This is a genomic window from Bradyrhizobium sp. McL0615, assembly GCF_049993905.1.
GTDB lineage: Bacteria > Pseudomonadota > Alphaproteobacteria > Rhizobiales > Xanthobacteraceae > Bradyrhizobium.
The window spans coordinates 8641244-8657371 of record NZ_CP188254.1 but is presented as its reverse complement, the minus strand read 5'-3'; the positions used below and the strand labels follow the sequence as shown (position 1 = coordinate 8657371).

At 64.0% G+C, this 16128-nt stretch carries 14 protein-coding genes; 9 read left to right on the top strand and 5 right to left on the bottom strand.

Features of this window, described 5'->3' with window-relative positions:
• On the bottom strand, positions 1-519 hold the full coding sequence (locus ACPPVP_RS41715) for an AAA family ATPase (RefSeq protein ID WP_426529747.1): 519 nt from the start codon (positions 517-519) through the stop codon (positions 1-3).
• 35 nt (positions 520-554) lie between these two features.
• Positions 555-833: a BolA family protein gene (locus ACPPVP_RS41710; protein WP_426529745.1), complete on the bottom strand. Its 279-nt coding sequence runs from the start codon at positions 831-833 to the stop codon at positions 555-557.
• A 107-nt stretch (positions 834-940) separates the two neighbouring features.
• Here ACPPVP_RS41710 and ACPPVP_RS41705 point away from each other — a divergent pair, with 107 nt between their 5' ends.
• The gene (locus ACPPVP_RS41705; RefSeq protein ID WP_108512466.1) at positions 941-1588 is read left to right on the top strand and encodes a J domain-containing protein; all 648 of its coding nucleotides are present in this window, start codon (positions 941-943) and stop codon (positions 1586-1588) included.
• Between the two features lie 191 nt (positions 1589-1779).
• Here the strand turns inward: ACPPVP_RS41705 and ACPPVP_RS41700 are convergent, their stop codons facing one another.
• Positions 1780-2871 (bottom strand): citrate synthase/methylcitrate synthase, encoded by a 1092-nt coding sequence (locus ACPPVP_RS41700; protein ID WP_426529743.1) that lies wholly within the window; start codon positions 2869-2871, stop codon positions 1780-1782.
• A 73-nt stretch (positions 2872-2944) separates the two neighbouring features.
• Between ACPPVP_RS41700 and ACPPVP_RS41695 the strand changes: the two genes are divergently transcribed.
• On the top strand, positions 2945-4162 hold the full coding sequence (locus tag ACPPVP_RS41695) for a citrate synthase family protein (protein WP_426529741.1): 1218 nt from the start codon (positions 2945-2947) through the stop codon (positions 4160-4162).
• Between the two features lie 2 nt (positions 4163-4164).
• On the opposite strand, the gene ACPPVP_RS41690 is transcribed toward ACPPVP_RS41695, so the two are convergent.
• Positions 4165-4803: a DedA family protein gene (locus ACPPVP_RS41690; protein WP_426529739.1), complete on the bottom strand. Its 639-nt coding sequence runs from the start codon at positions 4801-4803 to the stop codon at positions 4165-4167.
• 300 nt (positions 4804-5103) lie between these two features.
• Here ACPPVP_RS41690 and cobS point away from each other — a divergent pair, with 300 nt between their 5' ends.
• The 7 genes from cobS (at position 5104) to ACPPVP_RS41655 (ending at position 13197) form a co-directional block, all read left to right on the top strand.
• A complete protein-coding gene (gene cobS / locus ACPPVP_RS41685) occupies positions 5104-6102 on the top strand; it encodes a cobaltochelatase subunit CobS (RefSeq protein ID WP_426529737.1) in 999 nt (332 codons plus the stop codon).
• Positions 6103-6105: 3 nt separating this feature from the next.
• Complete coding sequence (locus tag ACPPVP_RS41680; protein ID WP_426529735.1) at positions 6106-6516, top strand: GNAT family N-acetyltransferase; 411 nt, start codon at positions 6106-6108, stop codon at positions 6514-6516.
• Positions 6513-8414, top strand: coding sequence for a cobaltochelatase subunit CobT (cobT, locus tag ACPPVP_RS41675; protein ID WP_426529733.1), 1902 nt, complete (start codon positions 6513-6515; stop codon positions 8412-8414). Before ACPPVP_RS41680 ends, cobT begins: the two co-directional genes overlap by 4 nt.
• A 128-nt stretch (positions 8415-8542) precedes the next feature.
• Positions 8543-9616 (top strand): esterase-like activity of phytase family protein, encoded by a 1074-nt coding sequence (locus ACPPVP_RS41670; RefSeq protein WP_426529731.1) that lies wholly within the window; start codon positions 8543-8545, stop codon positions 9614-9616.
• A gap of 57 nt (positions 9617-9673) precedes the next feature.
• The gene (locus ACPPVP_RS41665) at positions 9674-10636 is read left to right on the top strand and encodes a Bug family tripartite tricarboxylate transporter substrate binding protein (RefSeq protein WP_426529729.1); all 963 of its coding nucleotides are present in this window, start codon (positions 9674-9676) and stop codon (positions 10634-10636) included.
• 119 nt (positions 10637-10755) lie between these two features.
• Positions 10756-11868: an NADH:flavin oxidoreductase/NADH oxidase gene (locus ACPPVP_RS41660; protein ID WP_426529727.1), complete on the top strand. Its 1113-nt coding sequence runs from the start codon at positions 10756-10758 to the stop codon at positions 11866-11868.
• A 228-nt stretch (positions 11869-12096) separates the two neighbouring features.
• Positions 12097-13197, top strand: a complete 1101-nt coding sequence (locus ACPPVP_RS41655) for an LLM class flavin-dependent oxidoreductase (RefSeq protein WP_426529725.1) — start codon at positions 12097-12099, stop codon at positions 13195-13197.
• A gap of 288 nt (positions 13198-13485) precedes the next feature.
• On the opposite strand, the gene ACPPVP_RS41650 is transcribed toward ACPPVP_RS41655, so the two are convergent.
• Complete coding sequence (locus ACPPVP_RS41650; RefSeq protein ID WP_426529723.1) at positions 13486-14610, bottom strand: DUF2336 domain-containing protein; 1125 nt, start codon at positions 14608-14610, stop codon at positions 13486-13488.
• Between the last annotated feature and the right edge of the window lie 1518 nt (positions 14611-16128).

Sequence of the window (16128 nt, the reverse complement as noted above, 5' to 3'; positions counted from 1 at the left end):
TCACGCCAGATAGCCGATGGCTTCCGCGAGCAACCGTCCGGGTGGATGTGCCGACGTATCCAGCGTCAGCCTTGCGTCGGTCCAGGCTTCGTATTCGGTGCGCCGTTTCTCGACACCAGCCCACGTGACCTCGCTCATCCCCTCGATGGCGCGCATTCGCGCTTCGATGCGCCGGCGGTGCGTCGCCTCGTCCACGCAAACGCATTCGATGATCGCGAGGTCCGTGCGATATTTTGCGGCGAGGCTTCGCCATGCGGCACGCGGCGCTTCGACCGGATTGACAGCGTCGATCACGACGGACTGCCCCAGCCTGAGGTGCTCCGCGGCCAGGGTCTGTGCGACGACATAGGCGGCGATCCCCGTTTGATCCCGGGGCAGGCCGCCGCGCCACATCGCGGCCTCGATCGGATCGACCGAAAACAGCGGCAGCGAAAAATGCCGCGAAAGCCCTTCGGCCAGCGTGCTCTTCCCGGAACCCGGCAGCCCTGCCAAAACGATGAGCTTCTGCGACATGATCATCGGGCGCTCATATTCTTGCGGCGGGTTTTGCCAAATTACCGGCCGGCGGTTTCTCCCGGTGCTTGCGCCTTGATCGCGAGCGCGTGAACGGAGCCCTTGAGTTCCGCGTCAAGCGTCGCATTTACCATACGGTGGCGCTCGATCCGGCTCTTCCCTTCGAAGGCCGGAGATACGATATTGACCCTGAAATGCGTTTCGCCGCCCGGCCGGTGACCCGCATGGCCCTCATGCAGATGAGATTCGTCCGTGACGTCGAGGCTTTCCGGCAAGAAAGCTTCACGCAACTTGTTTATGATAGCGTCCCTGGTGCTCATGATGGCGCAGATAATTCTGTTGTCCGCTTTCCGTCAATGGCATCCGAACAGAGGTATTCGCAATGTCAAGACTTGAAGCCTTGGGCATTGCGTAGTCAAAGTCAGTCATGGCAATTGATTCATCCAAATTCTTCGACTCCATTCGCATCAAGCCCAACAAGCTGAGCGCGAAGCAGCAGGCGCAGGCGCGCGAGGAAGCCGCCATGTGCGAGTGGGCGGGCTGCCAGAACAAGGGCCCGCACCGCGCGCCGAAGGGCCGGGAGAATTCGCGGGAGTATTTTCACTTCTGCCTCAACCACGTCCGTGAGTACAACCAGAACTACAATTTCTTCCAGGGCATGAATGCCGACGCGGTCGCGCGCTACCAGAAGGACGCGCTGACCGGCCATCGCCCGACCTGGAAGATGGGCGCCAACACCGCCGGCAAGAAGGGCAAGCAAGCCGCCGAGGATTTTGACGGCGCCTCCGATCCGTTCAGCATGTTCTCCGAGCTCAACGGGCGCGGCCGCTGGCGGCCCGGACCGGGCGCCGAGGCCAAGGCCGAAACCCGCAAGGTGATGAACGCCGAGCGCAAGGCGCTGCAAGTGATGGGCCTCACCGCCGAAGCCACCCTCGAGGAGGTCAAGGCGAAGTACAAGGCGCTGGTCAAACAGCACCATCCCGACGCCAATGGCGGCGACCGCTCCACCGAGGATCGCCTGATCGAGATCATCAAGGCGTATAATTATCTCAAGACGGTCGTGCGCGGCGCGTAGCGTCGCTGGCGCAAATCCGGCGTTGTCCCTGCGAACGCAGGGACCCATACGCCGCGGCTTCTCGATTTTGATCCGCTGGTCGACGACTTTCCCGCAACAACAAAAGCCTGTGGTTATGGGTCCCTGCGTTCGCAGGGACGACAGCTTGTAGCCCGGATTGCGCTGCGCTCCATCCGGGCTACCTTCATCGTTCACTCGGGCATCGGCCCGATATACGCTGAATTCGGCCGTATCAGCCGCCCGCCGCGCTGCTGCTCGCGGGCATGCGCGGTCCAGCCGGCGGCGCGTGCCACGGCAAAGATCGGCGTAAACGCCTGCCGCGGGATTTTCAGCGCGTCGAGCAGGATGGCGGTGAAGAATTCGACATTGGTGTCGAGCGGGCGTTCCGGATTTTTCCGCCGCAGCGCGTCGCGGATGTAGGCCTCGACCTCGCCGGCAAACGGCAGGTCGGCGCCTTCGCCGGCAAGCCGCTCGATCGCGCCCTTCAGCACATCGGCGCGTGGATCGCGGACGCGATAGACGCGGTGGCCGAAGCCCATCAGCCGCTCGCCGCGGGCCAGCGCACTGTCGACCCACGGCTTGATGCGCTCGGTCGTGCCGATCGCGTCCAGCATTTCCAGCACCGGCTCCGGCGCGCCGCCATGCAGCGGACCTGTCAGCGCGCAATAACCGGCGGTGACGGCTGCGAACAAATCCGCCTGCGTCGAGGCCACCACGCGCGTTGTGAAGGTCGACGCGTTCATGCCGTGGTCGCACACCGTGACGAAATAGGCGTCCAGCGCCGCCACCTCGCGCGCGTTCGGCTTGCGGCCGAGCATCATCGACAGCGTGTCGGCTGCATGGCTCGCGGTTGGATCGGGTGCGATGGGGTCGTTCCCCTTCGCGCGCTGGACCAAGGCACCGGCGATGACCGGAAATGCACCGACGATCGTGGCTTCATGCGCAAGGCCCGCTTCCGCGCGCAGCCCCGCAATCGCCGCGCGAAAACCGTCGACGATCGATAGCCCGCGCGTGATGCCCAAAAGGTCGGGCAGTCGGGCGAAGGCGCGTTCGCGGCCCGCCCCAAGCGCAGCCCGTACTGCGGCTTCGCCGACCGGCTGGCCGGTTCCGCCGCTCCACAACCGGGCGGTCACGCCCTCAAATCCGGTCTTGCGGGCGAGGTCGCCGACCCGCTCGCCGGCGATGATCAGTTCGCCGCGCTCGCCGTCGACATGGCTGAGCACGGTTTCGGCGGCGGGAATCCCGTCCAGGCCGATCGGGGTCTTCGAAAGCTGCATATTCATGAGGACTCTCCTTTGTCGGTTCCAAAGATCGGGTCCCTCGACAGATTGATCAATCTTGATTATGTAAATCAATATGAAAAAATCCGACGGCCTTTACCTCTCGGCCCGCGAGGCCTCCGCCGAACTCGCGATCTCGCATGCGACGCTCTACGCCTACGTCAGCCGCGGCCTGATCCGCTCGGAGCCGTCGCAGGATTCCCGCAGCCACCGCTACCGGGCCGAGGACGTCCGCACGCTGAAGGAACGCCGCACGCCGGCGCCCGAGCCGCGCGGCATGCGCAGTTTCGACGCCGACCTGCCTGTTATGGATTCGGCCGTCGGGACCATTACCGAGGACGGCGCGATCTATCGCGGCGTCAACTGCGTCGATCTCGCCGAGCGCGACACGCTCGAACACGCCGCGACGCTGCTGTGGGACGTTACCGGCGTCGATCCGTTCGAGCCGGACAATTGCCCGATCGTTTCGGACGAGATGCGCGCCGTCGCCGAGGCCACGCGCAAGGCCAGCGCCATCGATCGCGCCATCGCCGTGCTGGCGCTGGCGGCGGCGGCCGACCCGCGCGCCTTCACCCGGGCGCCCGACGGACGGGCGATGGTCGGTGGCCGCATCGTACGACTGGTGGTCGCGACCATGCTGAACGCGAAATCATCGGCAAAACCGCTTCACGTACAGATCGCGCGGGTGTGGGCCCCTGATAACAAGTACGCACCGGATTTGATCCGCCGCGCGCTGGTGCTGCTGGCCGATCACGAACTGAACGCCTCGACCTTCACCGTACGCTGCGCGGCCTCGACCGGTCTCAATCTCTTTGACTCCGTGATCGCCGGCCTCGTGGCGCTGAAGGGCCCCAAGCACGGCGGTGCCGGTGTGCTGGCGGCGCAGCTTCTCAAGACGCTGGCCAATGGCGAGGTCGCTCCCGTCATCCGGGAGCGCGTCGCGCTCGGCGAACGCTTCGCGGGCTTCGGTCATGGCGTCTACAAGCACGGCGATCCCCGCGCGCGGGCGCTGCTGGAGGCGCTGGCGCGTTCCGGCGCGGACCGCAAGCTCACGCACGAAATTCCCGAGCGCATCGCCGAAGCCACCGGCGAGTTCGTCAATATCGACTACGCCCTTGCGGTGCTGGTGCACACGCTAGGTCTGCCGCCCGGCCATGAACTGGTGCTGTTTTCCATGGCGCGCACTGTGGGGTGGATCGCGCACGCCTGCGAGCAGTTGCAACACGGCCGGCTGATCCGGCCCCGCGCGCGCTATGTCGGTCCGGCGCCGGGGCGAAGCCCGGTCCGGGCCTGATCTCAAGAGGCCTTTCCGGCCCGGCGGCGGCGCAGCGTCCAGACGCCGAGCGCGATGATCGCCGTAGCAAATACGCCTAGAATCCAAAGATGTTTGCCGATGTGGTGGTGGTGCGGAAGGCCGGCATAGTGGTGCAGCGCCGAGACCGCGAGTACGCCCGGCAGCACATGCGCCAATGCCCAAGCGACCACCGCCGGAACGTTGATCCCGTAAAACCTGACGGGCGGCATTCCGAGCGCGCCCGCCGTGACAGGAACGAAAGCGCGGACCGGCGGCACGAAGCGGGCGAAGAAAACCGCTAGCGCACCCCAGCGATGGAAGAACGCCTCGCTCTGCGCCATCACGCCGGGATATCTCGACATCGGCCAGGCGCCGAGAATTTCGCGTTGCGAGCGATGGCCGGTCCAGAACGCCGAGCCGTCGCCGATCAGGGCGCCGGCAATGGCCGCCGCCAGCACGCCCCATAGCTGCAATTCGCCGCCCGGCACCAGTGCACTCAGGGCAAGGATGATGGTCGAGCCGGGCACCAGCGCGCCCACGACCGGAACCGCCTCCAGCAGAGCTGCGAGGAACAGGGTGAGATAGGCCAGCCAAGCATGCGCCGAAACGAATGCGATCAGAGGATCGAGGAATGAAGTCACAATCTGCTTTCCAGTAGGGAGCCTGAACCAGAGCTACCCAGCCCGGGCAGGGGCTGAAAGTGCTGGCCAGCCTCTGGTTTTGAGCCTGGCGGGTAGCCAAGCCGGCAAAAGTGCGGCGTGATTCGCAGAGCAGCCCTCCAAAAACCAGATACACACCCTATCTCAATGATATGGCAACGGAACTTTGATTGTGCCACGGGCTTCTGCCGGCCGTTGCTCTCTGCTACGTTGGTATCAGCCCCCATCCGCAGCCATTCAACAGATCTGGTTTCGGGAACGCCCGGAACCCTCGGAGGATTGATGACGACCGCCGCCATGAGCAAAGTTACGGAGCCCGCCGGTTTGCCTGACATGAAGGTGTCGGTCCGGCAGGTGTTTGGAATCGATACCGATCTCGAAGTGCCGGCCTATTCGGAAGTTGATCCGCATGTACCGGACATCGATTCCGACTACCGCTTCGATCGCGCCACCACGCTCGCGATCCTCGCTGGTTTCGCCCACAACCGCCGCGTCATGGTCACCGGCTATCACGGCACCGGCAAATCGACCCATATCGAGCAGGTTGCGGCGCGGCTGAACTGGCCCTGCGTGCGCGTCAACCTCGACAGCCACATCAGCCGTATCGATCTGGTCGGCAAGGACTCGATCGTGGTCCGCGACGGCAAGCAGGTTACTGAGTTTCGCGACGGCATCCTGCCCTGGGCGCTGCAGCATAACATCGCGTTGGTGTTCGACGAATATGACGCCGGTCGCCCGGACGTGATGTTCGTGATTCAGCGCGTGCTGGAAGTTTCGGGCCGCCTGACGCTGCTCGACCAGAACAAGGTGATCAAGCCGCACCCTTCGTTCCGACTGTTCTCGACTGCCAACACGGTCGGCCTCGGCGATACGTCAGGCCTCTATCACGGCACCCAGCAGATCAACCAGGGCCAGATGGACCGCTGGTCGATCGTCACCACGCTGAACTATCTGGCGCATGACGAGGAAGTCGAGATCGTGCTCGCCAAGGCGAAGCACTACCGCACGCAGGAAGGCCGCGACATCGTCAACAAGATGGTGCGGCTCGCCGATCTCACCCGCAACGCGTTCGCCAATGGCGATTTGTCGACGGTGATGAGCCCGCGCACCGTGATCACCTGGGCCGAGAACGCCGATATCTTCAGCGATATCGGCTTCGCGTTCCGCGTCACCTTCCTCAACAAGTGCGATGAGCTGGAACGGCCGCTGGTGGCCGAATTCTATCAGCGCTGCTTCAATCAGGAGCTGGCGGAGTCGGCGGTGAACGTGGCGCTCAGCTAGCCCATGGCGAAAATTGCCGTCGAGCGCACCATTGGAAAAACCAAGAAGGCGGTGCTCGGCGGGCTGATCGGTTACAACACCGAAAAGATGGGGAAGCAGAAATACAGGCGCTTCGCCATCTCGCTAAGCGAGGGCGACAAGATCGTCGGCGGGATTGTCGGCGAAGTCTGGACCACGGTGCTGTTTATCCAGTTCTTCTGGATGGAGCAGAAGCTCCGCGGCAAGGACTACGGGACGCGGCTGATCAAGGCGATTGAAGACGAGGCAAGAAAGTTCGGGGCCACGCGGTCCTATCTGGACACGATGAGTTTTCAGGCGCCGGACTTCTACCGCGCCTGCGGTTACAAGGAATTCGGTTCGATCGAAGGTTATCCCGAAGGCGTCACGCGGCACTGGTTTACGAAAGCGCTATGAGCACATCCAACTCCAAATTCCGTACCGGATCCAAGGAAGCCCCGACCGAGCCGTTCAAGCGCGCGGTGACCTCCTGCCTGCGTGCGATCGCAAAGGCGCCGGAACTGGAAGTGACGTTTGCGGCTGAGCGTCCCGGTCTCGCGCCGGGCAAGGCGCGGTTGCCGGAGCCGGCCCGCAAGATGACCAAGCGCGACGCGGCCATCGTGCGCGGCCATGCCGATTCGATCGCGCTGAAGCTCGCCTGTCACGATCCAAAAGTGCACCGCAAGCTGATGCCGGGAAATCCGCAGGCACGCGGCGTGTTCGAGGCGGTGGAGCAGGCCCGCGTCGAGGCGATCGGCTCGCGCCGGATGGCGGGGGTGGCCAAGAACCTGACGGCAATGCTCGACGATCATTTCCATCGCGGCAAATACGATGAGATTACCGACCGCGCCGATGCGCCGCTGTCGGATGCGCTGGCGATGCTGGTGCGTGAGCGGCTGACCGGCATGGCGCCGCCTGCGGCTGCGAAAAAGATGGTCGATCTCTGGCGGCCGGCGCTGGAAGACAAGATCGGCGCCCGGCTCGACCAGCTCAGCCGCGTCACCGAGGACCAGGCCAAGTTTGGCGATCTCGTGCACGATTTGCTGTCGGCGCTCGATCTCGGCGACGAACGCGATGCCGACGCCGATGACGACGAGAACGACGAGAATCAGGACGGCGAGAACGATCAGTCCGGCGCCGAAGGCTCGCCCGATTCCGACGCCGCGCAGGAAATGAGCGCCGACCAGGCGCAGGCTTCCACCGACGAAATGTCGGAAAGCGCGATGGAGAGCGCGCAAGCTTCCACGTCAGACACGTTCGATGACGGCGAACTCGGCGACGACGAGACACCAGGTGAGGCGACGCGGCCGAATTCCCGCGGCGCCAACGAGCCGCGCGGGCCGGAATATCATGCGTTCGCGCCGAAGTTCGACGAGGTGATCGCGGCCGAAGATCTCTGCGACCATGATGAACTGGAACGCTTGCGCTCCTATCTCGACAAGCAGCTCGCGCACCTGCAGGGCATCGTCGCGCGGCTCGCCAACCGGCTGCAGCGCCGCCTGATGGCGCAGCAGAACCGCGCCTGGGAGTTCGATCTCGAGGAAGGCATCCTCGATCCCGCCCGGCTGTCGCGCGTCGTTACCGATCCCTATCATCCGCTGTCCTTCATGCATGAGAAGGAAGCGACCTTCCGCGATACCGTGGTGACGCTGCTGCTGGACAATTCCGGCTCGATGCGCGGCCGTCCGATCACGGTGGCGGCGACCTGTGCCGACATTCTCGCCCGCACGCTGGAGCGCTGCGGCGTCAAGGTCGAGATTTTGGGCTTCACGACGCGCGCCTGGAAGGGCGGGCAGTCGCGCGAGGCGTGGCTTGCGGCTGGCAAGCCGGCCAATCCGGGCCGTCTCAACGATTTGCGCCATATCATTTACAAGTCTGCCGACGCGCCGTGGCGACGCGCGCGGAAGAATCTTGGCCTGATGATGCGCGAGGGTCTCCTGAAGGAGAACATCGACGGCGAGGCGCTCGACTGGGCGCACAAGCGGCTGCTCGGCCGGGCCGAACAGCGCAAGATCTTGATGATGATTTCGGACGGCGCGCCGGTCGACGATTCCACGCTGTCGGTCAATCCCGGCAATTATCTCGAGCGGCATCTACGCCACATCATCGAGGAGATCGAGACCCGTTCGCCGGTCGAGCTGATTGCGATCGGCATCGGTCATGACGTCACGCGCTACTATCGCCGCGCCGTCACCATCGTCGATGCCGAGGAACTCGGCGGCGCCATCACCGAAAAACTCGCCGAACTGTTCAGCGAGACCCACGGCGCCGCGCCCACCTCGGGCCATCACCGGCCGCGCCGGTTGCATTCGTGACGGGATGAAATGACGGTTCGCGAAAACGGTACCCCTCATCCTGAGGAGCGGCGTCTTCGCCCCGTCTCGAAGGATGAAGGCCCGTCCGTGGCCTCATGGTTCGAGACGCGCAAGATGCGCTCCTCACCATGAGGAGCAACCACCTGAGCCGTCGCCGGCTTTTGAAATATGCTGCGGCGGGGCTTTCGGTGGCGGCGATGCCTGGCGCGGCGCTGGCGCAAACGCCCGTTCAGCGGCCACCGAAACCAGCTGTTCCCGACGAATTTTCGGTCACCGCGCCGGTCTCGATCGAGGTCAATGCCCGGCCGCTACCCTCGTTCGACACCCGCGACCGTTCGCGCGGGCGGTTCGGCGAACTCGAATATCGCAGCGGCCTCATCCTGACCTCGCGGTTTCGCGGCTTCGGTGGATTGTCTGGCCTGCGGCTCGACGCCAAGGGCGAGCGCTTCATCGCGATCAGCGACAAGGGCAGCTGGTTCACGGGACGCATCGTCTACAAGGGCCGCGAGATGACCGGGCTCGACGACGTAGAGGCCTCGCCGATGCTCGGTCCCGACGGCAAGCCGATCACCTCACGCGGCTGGTTCGATACCGAGGCGCTCGCGCTCGACGGCTCGCTGGCCTATGTCGGTATCGAGCGCGTCAACCAGGTGCTGCGTTTCGATTTCGCCAAAGGTTTTACGCGGGCGCTCGCCGAAGTCGTGCCGCTGCCGCCGGCGGCGCGCAAGCTGCCCTACAACAAGGGCATCGAGGCGCTGGTGATGGTGCCGAAGAACTTGCCGTTGGCGGGAACGCTGATCGCGATCTCTGAACGCGGCCTCGATGCGCAGGGCAACATCCTCGGCTTCCTGATCGGCGGCAGATCGCCCGGCCAGTTTTCGATCCGCCGCACCGACAATTTTGATATCAGCGACGCGGTGCTGCTGCCGTCCGGCACTCTGTTGATCCTGGAACGCAAATTTTCCTGGATCGGCGGGGTCGGCATCCGCATCCGCCGTGTCGCGGTCGCCTCCATTGCCCCCGGCGCCGTCATCGACGGGCCTTCGATCTTCGAGGCCGATCTCGGCAACGAAATCGACAACATGGAAGGCATCGACGCCCACGTCACGCCGGAGGGCGACACGGTGCTGACACTGGTCTCCGACGACAATTTCTCGCTGATCCAGCGCAATCTGCTGCTGCAGTTCACGCTGGTGGGGTAGCAGGTGAATAACGGAACGGTTCTTGCAACGCTATAGGCGATCAAAACGGAGTTTTTGATGAGCAAGTTCCTTCGCGTTATTTGCGTATTTTTCAGCTTTTGCACGGCCACCGCCGCGCAGGCAGAAGGCTGGCCATCGCGGCTGATCAAGGCGACTATTCCGTTCGGCGCGGGTAGCGCGGCCGACGTGGTGCCGCGGCTGGTGTTCGAACGCCTCTCCGCCGAACTCGGTCAGTCGATCGTGATCGAAAACCGCGCCGGAGGCGGCGGCGTGGTCGGTTCGGCGCTGGTCGCGAAGGCCGATCCCGATGGCTACAGCATTCTCGCCCAGTCCTCGGCGCTGGCGATTGCACCGGCGATTTTTCCGAGCGCGACCTTCGATCCCACCCGCGACCTCGCCTCGGTGCTGATGATCGGATCCAGCGCCAATGTGATGATCGTGCCGAAGGAGCGGCCCTGGAAGACCATCCAGGACTTCATCGCGGACGCCAAGGCCAAGCCCGGCTCGATCTCGTTCGGGTCAGTCGGCATTGGCAGCGCCGTGCATATCAGCACCGAAAAATTCCGCTTTGCCGCCGGCATCGAGGCCACCCATGTGCCCTATCGTGCAGGCCCGGAAGTGATCGCTGACATTCTTGGCGGGCGGATCGATCTGTATTTCTGCCCGCTCGCGACCGCGCTGCCGCTGATCCGCGAGGGCCAGGTTCGCGCGCTGGTGGTCTCGACACCAAAACGTGTCGCTGATCTGCCTGACGTACCGACGCCGGTCGAGATCGGATTGAAGGATGCCGACAGCGTGATCTGGTTCGGCGTGTTCGCCCCAGTGAAGACGCCGCGCGACATCGTCGAAAAATTGCATGTGGCGGGCGAGAAGGTGCTGGCCGATCCGGCGATGCAGGCGAGCCTGAAAAAGCTCGGCATCGAACCGATGCCGATGAAGCCGGCCGAGATGGACGACCTCGTCAAGCGCGAGACGGCAGCCAATCTGGAGTTGATCAAGGCCGCGGGCATCAAGCCATGAGGCTTCTCGCCGCAACGCATCAAACCGGAGGGGAGGGTTGCAGCCGCAGCGGGTTGAGGCGAGGGAAGCCGATCGCTACACGTTAAGGGCTGCTTTCCCTCCCGGTCCGGACATCCCCCATGAGCGCTCTGTTTACCCCGATCAAGCTGCGCGGCCTTAACCTTGCCAACCGCATCATGGTGGCGCCGATGTGCCAATACTCGTCCGTCGACGGCGAGGCCAATGACTGGCACTTCACCCACATCAATTCGCTGGCACTGTCGAGCGCCGCGGTCTTCTGCATCGAGGCAACGGCGGTCGAGGCGATCGGCCGCATCACGCCTGGCTGCCTCGGCCTGTGGAACGACGCGACCGAAGCCGCGCTGAAGCCGATCCTGGCCTCGGTGCGCAAGCGCTCGAAGGCCGCGGTGATGATCCAGCTTGCGCATGCCGGCCGCAAGGCATCGAGCCACACGCCGTGGGACGGCGGCCAGTTGATCCCGATTAGCGAAGGCGGCTGGCGGCCGGAGGGACCCTCGGCGATCCCGCACAAGGAAGCCGAGACGCCGCCTTTGGCGTTCGACGCGGCTGGTCTTGCGCGGGTGCGCGAGGCCTTCGTGGCGGCCGCCAAGCGCGCCGAGCGGCTCGGCATCGACGCCATCGAGGTGCACTCCGCGCATGGCTATTTGCTGCATCAGTTCCTGTCGCCGATCGCCAACCGGCGCACCGATCAGTATGGCGGCTCGTTGCAGAATCGCATGCGCTTTCCGCTTGAAGTATTCGACGCGGTACGCGAGGCGTTTCCGCACGACAAGCCGGTGGGATTGCGCGTGTCCTGCACCGACTGGGTCGAGGGCGGCTGGGATCTGGCGCAGACCATCGAATTCGCGCAGGAGCTGAAGAAGCGCGGCGTCGACTGGATCGACGCGTCCTCGGGCGGCGTTTCGCCGCTGCAAAAAATCCCGCTCGGCCCCGGCTACCAGGTGCCGTTCGCGCAAGCGATCAGGGAAGCCACCGGCCTCACCACCATTGCCGTCGGCCTGATCACGGAAGCGAAGCAGGCCGAGGAGATCGTGGCCTCCGGCAAGGCTGACATGGTCGCGCTGGCGCGCGCCATGCTCTACGATTCGCGCTGGGGCTGGCATGCCGCCGCCGAACTCGGCGGCCATGTCGAAGCCCCGCCGCAATACTGGCGCTCGCAGCCCTCGACGCAAAAGGCGCTGTTCGGCGCCACCACGTTCGGGACGAGGTAACGCATCACCGTTCTTTTCTTCCCCTTCTCCTATTGTGGGAGAAGTTGGATCGCTGACGCGCAGCGGTAGAGAGACGGATGAGCGGTGCCTCCGCGGAGTACGCGTCACTCCGCCGCGCGAACCTCTGCCCATCCGTTTCGTCATATCTCAGCCACACGTGTCGCGTGCTATGCTCTCGCTTGCGCGCGACAGACGCGTTTTGAAAAACATACAGCGAGAGGACGCCCCATGGAGATCGGATATTTCACGATGCCGTCCCATCCGCCGGAGTGCGGATTGAAGGAGGGTCATGACTGGGACCTGCAGACGCTGCGGTGGCTCGATGAGCTCGGCTATCAGGAAGCCTGGATCGGCGAGCACCACACCGCGCCCTGGGAACCGCATCCGTCGCCCGATCTCCTGCTCGCGCAGGCGTTTTTGCAGACCAAGAATATCCGCCTCGGCCCCGGCGGTTTCCTGCTGCCCTATCACCACCCGGCCGAACTCGCCAACCGCGTCGCGATGCTCGATCACCTCTCCGACGGCCGGCTGAATTTCGGCGTCGCGGCTTCGGGCCTGCCGAGCGACTGGGCGATGTTCAACGTCGACGGCATGTCCGGCCAGAACCGCGACATGACGCGGGAGGCGCTGGAGATCATCCTGAAAATGTGGACCGAGGACGCGCCCTGGACCCACAAGGGCAAGTTCTGGACGGTGAGCAAGCCCGACACCATGTTCGACTTCCTCAAGCCCCACCTCAAGCCGAAGCAGGCGCCGCATCCGCCAATCGGCGTCGCCGGCCTCTCCAAGGGCTCGGACACGCTCAAGCTCGCCGGCGAGCGCGGCTACATTCCGATGAGCCTCAACCTCAACCCGGCCTATGTCGGCAGCCACTGGGAATCGGTCGAGATCGGCGCCGCCCGGACCGGCCGCAAGCCGAAGCGCAGCGACTGGCGCATGGTCCGCGAGGTGTTCGTCGCCGACACCGACGAGGAAGCGTGGCGACTTTCGGTCGGCGACATGATGGGCCGGATGATGACCGAATACTTCCTGCCGCTGCTCGGCCATTTCGGCTTCAAGGACTACCTCAAGGCCAATCCCGACGTGCCGGACTCCGACGTGACCGCCGAATATTGCGCCCGCAACAACTGGATCGTGGGTTCGCCTGCGACCGTCACCGAGAAGATCGAGAAAATCTATCACGAGGTCGGCGGCTTCGGCACGCTCCTGGTGTTCGGCTTCGACTACAAGCACAAGCCCGAGGCGTGGCACAATTCGCTGCGGCTGCTGAAGCAGGAAGTGATGCCGCGGCTAAAGCATCTTGACGCAGGGTTGACCAGGGCTGCGTGATATTTTTCCTTCTTCCCTTTTGGGAGAAGGTGGACGCTTCGTAGCCCGGATGAGCGCAGCGATATCCGGGGATGCTCTCAACGGTTGCCCCGGATATCGCTTCGCTCATCCGGGCTACGGCTTTTGTGCGCGCCGCTCTTTCCCCGTCATTGCGAGGAGCGAAGCGACGAAGCAATCCATATCGCGGCATAGCGGATGGATGGATTGCTTCGCTTCGCTCGCAATGACGGAGGAGGTTTCGTCGCTCCAACTCCAACTCCAACTTCCCTCAACTCAACTCTACTCAACTCACCCCGTTTTCGGCGGTGCGTCGGCGGCGCGGACTTGCCAGAATTTCAGCAGGCGGCGGGCGCTTTCGACGGTCAGCTTGCCGTATTGCTCTTTGGCCTTCGCCAGTTCATGGCGGCCCGTGTTTCCCGAAGCGAAGCGGCTGTCGAGGACGGCGGCGACGGTTTCCCAGTTCAGTCCGGCGACGCGGCAGGGGATCAGCACGCCGTCGTCGCGCAGGCTCTGCATCACAGGGCGGATGACATCGACGGTCGAGCCGGATAATTCGGCAAGGGCTGCGACCGTCTCTTCGTATTTGCGCTCTTTCGCAAAGGCCAGCAGCGCCGGCTCGTTGAGCTTGCCGTGCTTGGCCAGCGCTGCGACGAAGCGGCGGGCGGCGGCGAAATCGCGGGTGCGCGACATTTCGCGGTTGGCGCCGGCCGCAGCCAGCGCGATCGCGTTCCTGATTTCCTCGAACAGATGCGGCGGCGCGCGCGACAATAGCCGCGTGCGCACGACCTCGGTGGCGCTGCGCAGCAATTTTTGGCGCTGCTCGGGCGGCAGGTCGACGCGAATACCGGTTTCGACCGCCAGATGAGGATCGGTCTCCGCCTGCTTCAGCACGACGGCGTAGCCGCTCGCCGACATCCGCGCGCCGGGATTGGTGACGAGCCGCAAGCTGACGGAAGGGTAATGCCGCTTCAACAGCGCGTCGGTGACCACCTCGGTCAGCCACCAGCGCCCGGAGATCGCGAGCAGATGCTGCTCGCCTTTGGTTTGCGCGAGTTCGATCAGATCCTCGGCCGTCAGCCGCGCCGATTCGGTCAGCACCGGGCGCGCGATCGAGATCTCTTCGTTGTTCGCGAGGCGCCGGACCACGGCCGCCGGCGCCTGCTTGACGGAGGCGAACTGCGTGCTCATTTCGGCGAGCGCGATCCGCGCGGCGACATCGGCCAGCGCGCGCAACTCGACGGTCCGGATCAGCCGTTCCAGCACGTCGCCGAACAGCTCGATCTGTTCGCCGGAATAGCCGTCGGCGGACACCAGAAACAGGTCGGTGACCTGCCTCAGCGTATCCAGGTGTTTTTCCGTCGAGCCGGCCTTGATGGCCGCCTCGACTTCGTCAGCGATTGATCGTTCCAACATCGCTCGTCCTGAGCGTTTCAAGCCGGTTCTGGCAGCAGATGCGCGAGAATAGGGGGTAGAGTTGAACGATCCGTAAACCATTTGGGTCGCGCGGCGGCGGGATTGGGGCCGTAAGATTGCGGGGGTGGTCGGCCGGTGGCCGAGTGATCGAGGTTTCGAACGCCGATGAATACCCGAGGTCGTCATACCCCGCGCAGGCGAGGTATCCAGTACGCTGCGGTCTCTCGGTTCAATCATTGACGTCTCTGGAATACTGGATCGTCCGCCCCAGTGCGCAATCGCGCACAAGGCGGACGATGACAGTCGAAGATGTGGCGTCACCGACTACATCAAACACACCTTCGCGTTCTCGCGGCGCGTTTCGCCCGAGGTTTTGCCATTCGTTGACGCCCTTCAATCAAGAGGGCGCAGGGAATGCCGGGTGCAGGCTGGCACCCGCGGTCTCGTGTGCAATGTGCACGAGAAAAGTGCGCACACGAGCATACAGGTACAGCCGGAGCAGCCCGGCATTCCCTGCGCGATGGGTTTACGGCTTATACCGTGCTCTCCCTGGAGACGAATTCCTCTTGCCTCCATCGCCGGCGGATTGAAGGCCCTTCGAAACCCGGTTGGATTTCGCAAAACCTCCGCCGGCTTGACGCCAGCAACGGGCGCCAGAACCACACGGCTTTGCCGTCCGCGACCTTCGCCGTTCGTCGGCGCGCGGCCTTCGCTCATGAGCAAGCTCACCCTGCGAAGGCGTGTTGCGCGCCCGGCGTGCCGCGGCCACCGCTCCCCGCACCCAACGTCCGTGACGATCGCGATACGCCCCTCTTGTGGGCGCGGGATGGCGGAGTTGTAGGAGTGATTTGGGTCGAACGCGAAGCGGAATATTTTTATGTAGAGGACTGGACAGGTTTTAGTGATTTGCCCGTCGGGCAGTCACACAGGAGGTCACATAGTGACGTTTTAATACCAAACACCGTTGTCGTCGCCCGGCTTGACCGGGCGATCCAGTACGCCGCGGCCTATCGATCAATCGCTGAAGCCTCTGGAATACTGGATCACCCGCCTTCGCGGGTGATGACAGCCCACCATTGGCGCCGCGATGTGGATTGAAGACGTGAGCGCATGCGGTGGCGTTTCTTCCTTCTCCCATCGAAGTCGGATTTATCCGACTGCGACCAAATTTGATGCCCAACTCGGGTAAACCCGAGTTGGGTTGGGAGAAGGTGGCGCGAAGCGCCGGATGAGGGGTTCTCTCCGCAAACACAGAGCCTGCATGCGGAGAGATACCCCTCATCCGTCTCGCCGCCGCTGCGCGGCGACGATCCACCTTCTCCCACAAGGGGAGAAGGGAAGGAGAGCGCTCCGCTCTCTCGCCGTCATTGCGAGCGAAGCGAAGCAATCCATTCTTTCTTGCTGCCGCGCTATGGATTGCTTCGCTTCGCTCGCAATGACGAATGGATAGAGACCGTAGGGTTGGCAAAGCGAAGCGTGCCCACCATCGATCGGCAACGTGTCGGGCAATGGTGGGCA

Bases quoted from the DNA above. Each gene is read 5' to 3' on its own strand.
- ACPPVP_RS41715 (WP_426529747.1), bottom strand. From the start codon at position 519: ATGATCATGTCGCAGAAGCTCATCGTTTTGGCAGGGCTGCCGGGTTCC.
- ACPPVP_RS41710 (WP_426529745.1), bottom strand. From the start codon at position 833: ATGAGCACCAGGGACGCTATCATAAACAAGTTGCGTGAAGCTTTCTTG.
- ACPPVP_RS41705 (WP_108512466.1), top strand. From the start codon at position 941: ATGGCAATTGATTCATCCAAATTCTTCGACTCCATTCGCATCAAGCCC.
- ACPPVP_RS41700 (WP_426529743.1), bottom strand. From the start codon at position 2,871: ATGAATATGCAGCTTTCGAAGACCCCGATCGGCCTGGACGGGATTCCC.
- ACPPVP_RS41695 (WP_426529741.1), top strand. From the start codon at position 2,945: ATGAAAAAATCCGACGGCCTTTACCTCTCGGCCCGCGAGGCCTCCGCC.
- cobS (WP_426529737.1), top strand. From the start codon at position 5,104: ATGACGACCGCCGCCATGAGCAAAGTTACGGAGCCCGCCGGTTTGCCT.
- ACPPVP_RS41680 (WP_426529735.1), top strand. From the start codon at position 6,106: ATGGCGAAAATTGCCGTCGAGCGCACCATTGGAAAAACCAAGAAGGCG.
- cobT (WP_426529733.1), top strand. From the start codon at position 6,513: ATGAGCACATCCAACTCCAAATTCCGTACCGGATCCAAGGAAGCCCCG.
- ACPPVP_RS41670 (WP_426529731.1), top strand. From the start codon at position 8,543: ATGAGGAGCAACCACCTGAGCCGTCGCCGGCTTTTGAAATATGCTGCG.
- ACPPVP_RS41665 (WP_426529729.1), top strand. From the start codon at position 9,674: ATGAGCAAGTTCCTTCGCGTTATTTGCGTATTTTTCAGCTTTTGCACG.
- ACPPVP_RS41660 (WP_426529727.1), top strand. From the start codon at position 10,756: ATGAGCGCTCTGTTTACCCCGATCAAGCTGCGCGGCCTTAACCTTGCC.
- ACPPVP_RS41655 (WP_426529725.1), top strand. From the start codon at position 12,097: ATGGAGATCGGATATTTCACGATGCCGTCCCATCCGCCGGAGTGCGGA.
- ACPPVP_RS41650 (WP_426529723.1), bottom strand. From the start codon at position 14,610: ATGTTGGAACGATCAATCGCTGACGAAGTCGAGGCGGCCATCAAGGCC.